Genomic DNA, 10,914 nt, shown 5'->3' on the forward strand with positions numbered 1-10,914 from the left:
TTAAGCCCCTTTCACTTTATTAATTTGTACTGGTGTACTCTTATATGAAGGTTCTTTTGAATATGGATCATAAACAGATGGTGTTAACGCATTTGTCTCTATATAGTGAATTGGAGCAAATAATTCGTTGTAAGCCACTGTATCTGAAACCATCGCCATGAAACGACGTGTCACACCATTAATTGATGTAATTTCAATCATTTCTTGATGCTTAATTCCTAAATCTTTCGCTAACTCTTCATTGATGTGAACATATGCAACGTGTGAAACTGCATCATTAACAAAAGCAATTTCACGTGTACGTGTTTGTGTATGCCATTGACCGACTGTTCCACGTCCTGTATTGAAAACATATGGGAATTCTTCAGTTAATTGTAATGGATTGTCTGTAACAGCTTCAAACATAAATTGAGCTTTTTTACTTGGTGTATAGAATTGTCCATCTTCAAATAAACGGCGCTCATTTTCCGTTAAAGTGTCCCCTTCTTTAAATGGCCATTGAATTCCTTTTGAATCCACTAAAGCATTATAATCAACACCTGTAATATCACATGGCATTCCTTTTGAACATTTTTTCATTTTTTCAAAGACTTCTTGAGGTGTTTTCCATCCATCAAGTAAGTCCCCCATTCCAAGGGCTTTACCAACATTTAAAATAACATTGAAATCAGTCATTTCATTTTCTTCCATTAATAAAGCCGGGCGTACAGCAGATAAACGACGTTCCGTATTGATTAATGTTCCTTCTTTTTTCGTTCCAGGAACAACTGGGAAGAAGATACTACAATCTTGTGAGCTATCTGTATCATCATAAATATCTTGAACGATGAATAAATCTAATTTATCCATTGCTTCTTTAAATGTTTCATTATTAATCCATGAGTGACGTGGATTTGTACAAAGAACCCATAATGCTTTAATTTCTCCAGCATTAATTTTTTCGATAATCGCATTGTATGGTAACGTTGGTTTAGATGGTAACCATGATTCATCGATTCCTAATGCTTCTGCTACTGCTTGACGACGAACTGGATTATCATAATCTCCCCCACCATATAAACCAGCTGTATTACTGAATAAACGTGATCCCATGGCATTACTTTGACCAGTAATTGAGTTGGCTCCCGTACCAGGACGTCCCATATTTCCTGTCATTAAAGCAATATTGATAATGGCTTGCGCATTACGCACCGCTTCATATCCTTGGTTAATTCCCATTGTCCACCAAAGTGAAACTGCTTTCCCTTCATGAATCATTGTTGCTAATTCTAATACTTGTTCAGCTGTTAAGTTTGTTTTCTCTTCAACTTTATCTAATGTAAAGTCTTTAACAAATGTTTTGAATTCTTCAAACTTTTCTGTATGGTTTTCAATGTATGCTGCATCAATCCAATTTTTTTCGATTAATACGTTAGCTAATGTATACATTAATGTTAAATCAGACTTTGCTTTTAAGCGATAGAAATGATCGGCACGTTTTGCTGTTTCTGTATAACGTGGATCAATAACAATCACTTTTTTACCTTCAATTTTGTTCGCTTTAATACGTCCCCAAAGAATTGGATGAGCAACGACTGGATTTGCTCCGATTAAAATGATTGTATCTGATAATTCTAAATCATTTAATGTATATGGTGGTGCGTCAAATCCAAAACTTTGTTTATGTGCTACAACACTCGTCGCCATACATAAGCGTGTATTTCCATCTACGTTAGCTTTTAAGAAGTTACGCATGACATGTCCGTATAACGCCATTTCTTCTAGCGTTAATTGTCCGGTACTGATTCCGGCAATACTTTCTGGACCATATTGTTCATGGATTTCTTTTAATTTATTGGCAGTGTAAGTAAAAGCTTCATTCCATGAAACATGTTCAAATGTTCCATCTTCTTTTTTAATACGTGGTAATGGATTTGCTTTATAAACTGAGTGCTGTTTATCTAAATTTAATCCTTTAATACATGAGAATCCATTATTAACTGGATAGCCTTTTGTCGGAATGACTTTTACAATTTTGTTCTCTTCTACCATGTAATCGATATTACAAGCTAATGAACAATAATTACATGTCGACTGTACTTTTTTCATAAGTATCTCCTTTCAATAGTAGCGCATAAACTTGATGAATCTAAAGTGCTTCCTAAATTAACTAATTTAAATTAATTTTGAACGTAGCGAATCCCACTCCAGTAAATATTATGCTTAACAATCGCATCTTCACCTAAGTTAACATCTTCAAGCACCCATTTTTTAAACTCCATGAATCCTGTACGATCCACGATATAACCAATGTGTTCTTTTCCACCAGGTGCATCTTTTGCGATATACTCTGTTACATACTTATATGTATTTTGGATAATTTTAACGATGCTATCCTCATCTACCCAAACAATAAAGTCTTCTGCTAAACGTGGATTTTTCTTACCTGTACGTCCCATAATAGCTAAACGATAGTACTTTTCTTTGCTACGCGTCCATGCTGCTGTTGGGCAGTTAATCACACATTCTCCACATCCGATACATTTTGAATGATCACGTTCAACTTTATAGTTCACAAATGATAAAGCACCTGTTGCTTTTTTCTTACAAGCACGAACACAAGCCCCACACGAAACACAACGATCTTTGTCATACTGAGGCTTAGTCATCCCAATAATTCCAAAGTCATGCATACGTGCTTTAATACAGTCATTAGGGCATCCTGTTACAGCAATTTTAAAGTGTAAATCATTAGGAAAAACTGCTTTTTCAATACGTTTTGCAAAGTTTGTCGTATTATAGTTTGCAAAAGGACACACATTATTACCAATACAAGCTGATACATTTCGTGTTCCAGCTGCTGTATATCCTTTTCCAGGAATCTCTTGATTAATATCTAGCCCTTCGATGATTGGCTGTAATAATTCATTGACTTTCGGAATGTCTTCAAATTTAATACCAGGGATTTCAAATCCTTGACGTGTGGTAAGGTGAACAGCACCATTTCCATACGTATTAGCAATTTCATAAATTTTTAATAAATATTCAGCTTGAAGCGCTCCACCTGGAACCCTAACACGAGAAGCTGTAATCCCACGATGCTTCGTTACACGAAACGCATTTTTCTTTAAAAGCTTAGTATTCACATCCATGCTGACACCCTCCTTAGTCAATTAAATCTTTCCCTTTAGTGTAATTAAATACTGGACCTTCTAGGCAAATGTAAGTGTCATCAATTTTACAGTGACCACATTTTCCAATTCCACAGCACATTTTACGTTCTTGCGAAATCCAAATATTTTGTTCAGCAATTCCACGTTTTAAGAACTCTTGGACAGTAAAATGCATCATCATTGGAGGTCCAACGACAATGACCTGAACATCATCTAAGTTTTTAATCGGTAAGTCTGGAATAAATTTTGTAACTAATCCAACATGTCCTTCATAACCTTCTTCTGCTTTATCAACCGTTAGAATGACTTCTGATGTTTCGCGCCATTTAGCTAAATCGGCTTTGAATAATACATCTTCTGGTGATTTGAATCCTGTGATTAATGTAAATCCATTTGATCGACTAGCATCTGTTGCGAAATAATCAACCACACCACGAACTGGAGATAATCCCGTTCCTCCAGCTACGACAATTAATTCTTTTCCTTCATAGTTCGCCACATCAAAACCATTTCCATATGGTCCTCGTAAGAATAAATGTTGTCCTTTATAGTGATTAAAGATTTCATTTGTTACTTTTCCAACTTTACGTATTGTTAAATCAACATAGTCTTCACCAATGCCACTTACTGAAATTGGCGCTTCACCGTATTTTGGAAGTGAAACTTCAAAAAATTGACCAGGTTTAACCTCACCTTGATAAGCCATACGGAATGTAAACTCGATTTCAGTATGCTGAATTACATCTTTGATTTCTGATAAAAACGGGATATACTCATTTACTGTCATTATTCCACCTCATCCATTGCTTTCCCTAGTTTGTTAATACAGTTAGAGAACGAAATATATTCTGGACAAACATCATCACAACGACCACAACCAACACACATATGATATCCATTACGTTTTTTGAAGTCGTAAATTTTATGCATCACTTTAAATCGCATACGTTGTCCTTTATTTTCACGGAACTTATGTCCACCAGCCATATCTGTATATCCATTTACTTGACATGATGCCCATACACGGCGTCGCTCTCCACATTTATGATTGTCTTGATAGAAAATGTCTTGCATCGTAAAGCATGTACACGTTGGACACACAAAATTACAACGTCCACAAGCAATACAACGCTCACTATACTCTTCCCACATGTCAGAATAGATAATTCGTAAATCTAATTTTTCAGGAATCTCAACATGAACTGGATTTTCTGTCACGAATTTTGGTGTGACTTCAGTCGTCTCCATCGCTTTAAGTTTTGCATCTGATAATAGTTCTTCGCATTTAATATCAAATGCCACTTGATCTTCTGCTAAATGAATATACGCCTCATAATGATCACACGTATTCGTTCCCATATCGACACAAAAACAGTTATTAAAGCTTTTTTCACATCCCATGACAACAAATTTTGCTTTCTCACGGAATTTTTTGTAATAAATATCTTCAAAACCATTGCGTAAATAAATCTCATCTAGACGACGAACTGCATGTAAATCACAACTACGTAAGAAGATTAAAAGATTTTGTTCATTCATTGACGCTTCTTTGACTTCTGTTTCTGTAAAGAAGAATAATGTTTGTGTAATTGGTAATAATACCTCTTTGTACGAAAAACTTGATTTTTCATTAAATTCAATTTCCTCAATACATTTGATTTCCCCGTAACGAACACGGTGCGTATCTGAGAAAGTTCCTTCTCCTTCATACTTCTTTGGTGCATAAATTACATACTTTTTTGCTAATTCTTCTAAAACTTCATTGAAATTAGCCCTTGCCATAATTAACCCCATAATAAAAGACCTCGCTTCTTAAGTTCTTTACTGTAACGAGGTCATTGTACTCTATTTCACAATTTTTTTCCGTGATAAAAATCACACAATGAGCGATTTTCATCACAAGTTGTGCATATTAGTGTACATTTATATATTTTTATGGTATGCACCTAAAGCTTCAATGGAGATAACTTTAATTTTTTTATTTTCATATTCAACTAAATTAGCGGCGATTAATTTTTTTAAAGCCCTTGAAACAGTTTCACGCTGTGCTCCTAATAATTGAGATAAATAAGAAACCGTTAAAGGTAAGTCAATTAAATAACCCTCATCAATTTGCACTCCATAATCTCGACATAAACGATATAACTTTGCGGCTAACTTTCGTTCCATCGCTATATTAGTTGGAGCATTTTTTAATTGCCGATATGTTCGTCTTAACTTCGAACAATATTGATTTATAACAGCTTGAGTTAAAGCAAGGTCATTCTCCATGATTTTAATAAATTTCTCTTTTGAACAAATAAGGATAGTAGAAGCTTCAAAACATTCACAGTCAATTGCGCATGGAAGTTGATTCCCTAGATTATCATTGAGCAAATGTCCTTTATCTAAGATAAAAATGACTCGTTTTTCTCCAACTTCACTCAGTTTATAAATCGATACCTTGCCACTTAAGACAATGAAAACTTGATCGATTAACTCTTTATCTCTAAAGATATAGCACCCTTTTTTATACTTAGCAACTCTCATACACTCTAATAATTCATCCATACTTTCCTGTTTAATACTCGAAAATAATTCGATATGACGTAATGTTTCCGCATTTACTACTTCCATATAACACTCCTTCTTAACCGCCTAATTCTGTTTAGGCCACCTTTAAATTTTTTACTCTTTCACTTCTATCATACAAATTCTTATCATAATTTAAAGTGTTTTTTTTTTCCATCCCCCTCACATCCATCTCATTCTTTCTAGTTTTACAATAAAAAAACTTACATTTTCTAACTCAAATGATTATTTAAAATTTAACATCTCACCCTATTCATTCTCTATCATTTAATCCTTTATTCTTTACCTCTTAAATATAAAAAGGCTATCTTTAGTTAAGCAAGTGCCTAACTAAAGATAGCTTTTTTAAATGATGACTTACATTTTAATATTCCTATAATAAAAAATTGTATTAACTAGTTTTCTACTCTATCTCCGCCGCTAAAATCCTTTCCTATAAAATAATGATTAAAGCTAAATAAGCAAAGAATGATAAAGTCGCAAGAATATGCCACTTGACACTTGGTTTTCCATTCTTTGTGATTAAATAACCCGTTCCGGCAATCGCTAACATTACGCACGAAAAACCAACATATTTAAGAAAACTATCTGTCCCAAACTTCATTGCTGTTTCATATAGCATTCCAAGGACAGATAAACTTCCTAACACCATATGTAAATTAATAATAAACCTCGTCTTTTTACCAAAAGCTTTTGGAATATAGTAAACTAATAACGCAGCAAAAAAACATCCATGTGATAACATTTTAATCTCTCCTTAGCTTAAACTTTTTTCTTTTTTAGAACCAGCGGGAATCGTTTCAATTCTAAACATAAAATAATAAAACTTCGCGATCACTAACACAATTAAGAAAATTCGCATATGTAAATTATCAACAAGAAAGAAAGGGAAACAAAGCATGATATCGGCAGTTAATAAGATGGTCCATTTTTGTTTTAGTGTCATTTGTCGATTTTGAACAAAGCTTTCTAAGTGCTTCTTATATAAATTTGTTGATTTAAACCAACAATCAAATCGATCTGATCCTTTGACAAAACAAACGGATGCTAATAATAAGAATGGTGTAGTTGGTAATATCGGTAAAATAACCCCTAATAACCCCAATCCCACACAAATTAAACCACATAATACTAATAATGCTTTTGTTATTTTTTTCATCTTAGCTCGCTCCCTTTCTTAATAAAACATGTGACGGAAAAATTCAATAGGTGAATAGATTAAGACACGTGGTCCAGAAAATCGCATCACATCTTTTACTTTTTGTTTCATGTCTTTTTTATAACAATGAATTGGACATTTCTGACAAGTTGTCTTTTCATCTCCAAACTTACAAAAACTTAAACGTTTATGAGCATAAGTTAATAATTCTTGACACTCATCACATAATCCATGTGATTTATGTTGATGTTTTTTATGACAATATAATTCAATCATTAATTTAATCACGCGTTTTTCACGTTCTACTCTTCCCTTAGCCATCTTATCCACTCCTATCAACGATAATCATTATCATTAATTGTCTAAAAATAGAGGACTAGGAGAGCCTAATCCTTACTATTTATTTTTGTAAAATTAATGTTTGATTTTCTAACTTATAGACTTGATCACAAATCGCTGTTGTCGATTTACGATGTGAAATCATAACAATCGTTTTATCCTTATTATAATCATTGATCGATTTTAGAATTGATCCTTCATTTAGTGCATCTAAATTACTTGTTGGCTCATCTAAGATTAAAACATCACCATCATGTAAAAAGGCACGTGCTAATCCTAAACGTTGCTTTTCGCCTGAAGACACCATTCCTCCAAGCTCTCCAACTTTTGTTTCATATCCATTTGGTAAAGTTTCAATAAATTCATGAATGGATGCTTTTTTCGCTGCTTCAATGACTTCTTCTAATGTCGCATCGGCTTTTCCAATTTTAATATTGTTTGCAATCGTATCATTGAATAAATAAGTTTCTTGACTAACCAATGTTTGTTTTGTGCGAAGTGAAGCTGTTGGAATCTCTGAAATATTTGTGCCATCGATTTCAACGCATCCTTTTTCAACATCAAAATAACGCATTAATAATTTTATGAACGTACTTTTCCCAATTCCACTTGGCCCAATTAACGCTAGCTTATCTCCTTTTTTAATCGAAACAGAAGCTTCATTAAAAATCGGAGTTTTTCCATTTGGATAAGTAAACGTCACTTGATCAAAGGCTAACTCATTCATTTCAACTGTTGCCATTCCTTCAACTTCAGTGACTTGTGGCTCTTCATCTAATAAATCAAATAATCGCTGTGCACATGCAAACGTATGAGCTAACGTATTTGATAAGTTACTTAATGCGACAACCGGTCCAAATGATGAAGCAATAATAACTAATGCCACTAAAACTAATGTTAAGCTTAATTGTCCCGTTGTATAGAAATAGAACCCCATTCCAACGAAAACTAACATCGCTGAAGTAATGATAACCCCTGTTAATCCAGTTACAAATCCTTCATGATCTTTAATTTTTCGAACACTTTTATTTAACTGATTTGATTGCTCATTTAAGGCAGCTAAACGCTCTTGTCCTTGATTAAATAATAAGATTTCTTTTAAGCCACGTAATGAATCTAAAATATATTGATTACTGCTTGCAAATGCTTGACGATAGTTGACCCCTGCCGTCTTCACAAGTATTGATGATACGTAAGGTACGATAACTCCAACTAAAATAAAATATGCAGCAGCAACAAATCCGTAAGCAGGATGAATGAAATATAAAATGATTGCAATCATACTATTTGTTAATAAAGCAATTGCGATCGGTGCGATCGTATGCGCGTAGAATACTTCTAATAATTCAATATCTGAAGTAATTAATGAAATTAAATTCCCTTTATCTTTTCCTTCTAATTTCGCCGGTGCTAACGTACGAAGTTTCGTAAAGATTTTATCTCGTAACAGATATAAAATTTTAAAGGCTATGTAATGTCCTGATAATTGTTCAGCATAACGTAATAGCCCACGGCTCACGGCACAAACCACCATAATAATAATGGCTGCTTGGAACGTAACGATGGTTGGTCCTTCTACAATTGTTCCAAGCGCAACAGCAGCAAAACTAGCAATGGCAATTGCTGCTAAGAATCCTAGAACTCCCATCGTAATCGTGATTAACATCACGAAAATTAATGGTTTCAATTCTAAGATTAATCGCTTCATAATACTAAATCCAGATTGACGTTGCATTATCTCACCTCTCTAATGCTCTCTAATTGTTGTTGTTCAGATACCATGTGTGCATATACTCCATCTTGACTCATTAAAGCTTCGTGTGTACCTGACTCAACTAATTCTCCTAATTTAAAGACATGAATCATTTTCGCACGTTTCACGCTTGATAAACGATGCGAAATAACCATGATTGTTTTTGTTTCAGATAAATCATAAATTGCATCCCAAATTGCTTCTTCACTTTCAACATCAATATTTGATGTCGCTTCATCGAAGATAATCGCTTGACGATTCGCTAAAATAACACGTGCTAACGCTAAACGTTGCTTTTGTCCACCTGATAAGGAGCTTCCGTTTTCAGCTACTTCTGTTTCTAATCCATTTGGTAAACTAGTTACAAATTCATATAAACGCGCTGTTTTTAATGCCTGTTCAATCTCTTCCATTGTTGCAGCTGGGTTGGCCATTAATAAATTATCACGAAGTGTTCCTTTGAAGATGTGACTATGAGCTGATACTAATGAAACGTGACGATATAACTCCTCAGGTGCAATGTCAGATAAGCGAACTCCATTTAAAGTAATCTGCCCATGATTCACTTTCTTTTGCGCCAATAACAAAGCGGCCATTGTACTCTTACCACTTCCACTCTCTCCAACAATAGCAGTTAAACCACCCGGTGTTAAGTCCAATGAAATATCTTTTAAGACTTGACGTTGGCCATCATAACTAAAGTTTACATTTTCAACTTTAATATTTAACTGATCGCTAGCCGGAATCACTTTTGGAGACTGAACCACTTCTTCTTCTGTATCCAATAAAGCAAAAATACGATCTGAAGCCGCCATCCCATTCATCGCAATATGGAAATATGAACCTAATAAACGAAGTGGGATAAAGAATTCTGATGATAATAAGATAATCACAATTAAATCTCCAACTTGAAGATTTCCATTTTTAAATTGATAAAGAGCAACAATTGTTCCAAGTGCTGATCCACCAAATGCAATTAAATCCATAATATTAATTGAATTTAATTGCATACTTAAAACTTTCATCGTAATACGACGGAAAGCTTCGGCCTCTTCATTCATTTCAATATGTTTTTGATCATCCTGACCATAAACTTTTAACGTTGTTAAACCTTGTAAATTTTCTAAGAATGTATCTCCTAAATTAGCGTAGTTATTCCAATACTCTTTTAAAATACGTTTTGCTACTTTCATAATGGCAATAATCGATACGGGAATTAGTGGGACACATAACATAAAGACTAACGCCGCTTCCCATGAAATAAACGAAATAACAACAAATAGTGTTAAAGGTGCTAAAAGTGAATAGAAAAATTGAGGGATATATTTACCAAAGTAAATTTCTAACTGCTCTACTCCTTCAATTGAAAGTTGAACAACTCCTGATGTCTTTTCAGATTTCTGATAATCCATCCCTAAACGTAACAATTTCTCATATACTAAACGACGTAATGTCGCACGTGCATTCGCAGATGACTTATATGAAAATGTCCCATATAAATGGTGACTCACTAATTTAACAATTAGGGCAATTACAATAATAATAATCCCCATCGTTAATGAGACATGCTTCGTTAACATATAATCCGACATTGCTGTCCATAGTGATCCACTAGTCAAATTTAATGTTTGTCCCGCTACCATCACATTTATTAATTGACCAATTAATAAAACAATAATGATATTACAAATAATCCCAATCCAACTACATAAAATAGTTAACCCCATATATTTTTTGGATTCATCACAAATCGAGATGAGCCTTTTATTGATCATCATATCTATTTCAACTCCATTTCTTCTCCGCTTAACGTTATCTATGATAATGATTATCATTAACTCTCGTTTTCTAGTATAGCATAGATCTTTCTAATTTTTATAACTATATTCACTTCTTTACCCTTTTCAACATTTTTATCCGATAGATTGTAATATTAAGTG

General features: G+C 33.8%; 10 protein-coding genes. All 10 read right to left on the reverse strand.

The genetic code is table 11. The annotated features are described in order from the left end of the window. On the reverse strand, positions 1-2,088 hold the full coding sequence (locus tag NEH75_RS07910; RefSeq protein ID WP_055305610.1) for a molybdopterin oxidoreductase family protein: 2,088 nt from the start codon (positions 2,086-2,088) through the stop codon (positions 1-3). Between the two features lie 71 nt (positions 2,089-2,159). Then, entirely contained in the window at positions 2,160-3,131 is a 972-nt protein-coding gene (gene asrC / locus NEH75_RS07915; protein WP_262948742.1) for a sulfite reductase subunit C, read from the reverse strand. A gap of 13 nt (positions 3,132-3,144) precedes the next feature. Next, positions 3,145-3,939 carry an anaerobic sulfite reductase subunit AsrB gene (gene asrB / locus NEH75_RS07920; protein ID WP_055305612.1) on the reverse strand — a complete coding sequence of 265 codons (795 nt, stop codon included), beginning with the start codon at positions 3,937-3,939 and terminating at the stop codon, positions 3,145-3,147. Further along, positions 3,939-4,934: an anaerobic sulfite reductase subunit AsrA gene (gene asrA / locus NEH75_RS07925; protein ID WP_237252360.1), complete on the reverse strand. Its 996-nt coding sequence runs from the start codon at positions 4,932-4,934 to the stop codon at positions 3,939-3,941. Before asrA ends, asrB begins: the two co-directional genes overlap by 1 nt. A 141-nt stretch (positions 4,935-5,075) precedes the next feature. After that, a complete protein-coding gene (locus NEH75_RS07930) occupies positions 5,076-5,768 on the reverse strand; it encodes a Crp/Fnr family transcriptional regulator (protein ID WP_262941398.1) in 693 nt (230 codons plus the stop codon). Positions 5,769-6,156: 388 nt separating this feature from the next. Continuing rightward, on the reverse strand, positions 6,157-6,468 hold the full coding sequence (locus tag NEH75_RS07935; RefSeq protein WP_055305615.1) for a hypothetical protein: 312 nt from the start codon (positions 6,466-6,468) through the stop codon (positions 6,157-6,159). A gap of 12 nt (positions 6,469-6,480) precedes the next feature. Beyond that, positions 6,481-6,882, reverse strand: a complete 402-nt coding sequence (locus NEH75_RS07940; protein ID WP_055244940.1) for a YbaN family protein — start codon at positions 6,880-6,882, stop codon at positions 6,481-6,483. An 18-nt stretch (positions 6,883-6,900) separates the two neighbouring features. Then, positions 6,901-7,203: a nitrous oxide-stimulated promoter family protein gene (locus NEH75_RS07945; protein ID WP_055244938.1), complete on the reverse strand. Its 303-nt coding sequence runs from the start codon at positions 7,201-7,203 to the stop codon at positions 6,901-6,903. A gap of 79 nt (positions 7,204-7,282) precedes the next feature. Continuing rightward, on the reverse strand, positions 7,283-8,956 hold the full coding sequence (gene cydC / locus NEH75_RS07950; RefSeq protein WP_055244936.1) for a thiol reductant ABC exporter subunit CydC: 1,674 nt from the start codon (positions 8,954-8,956) through the stop codon (positions 7,283-7,285). Further along, entirely contained in the window at positions 8,956-10,752 is a 1,797-nt protein-coding gene (locus NEH75_RS07955; RefSeq protein ID WP_055305616.1) for an ABC transporter ATP-binding protein/permease, read from the reverse strand. Before NEH75_RS07955 ends, cydC begins: the two co-directional genes overlap by 1 nt. Positions 10,753-10,914: the final 162 nt, after the last annotated feature.

Origin of the sequence: Turicibacter sp. T129, from assembly GCF_025594975.1 — a bacterium.
Classification (GTDB): Bacteria; Bacillota_I; Bacilli_A; order MOL361; family Turicibacteraceae; genus Turicibacter; species Turicibacter bilis.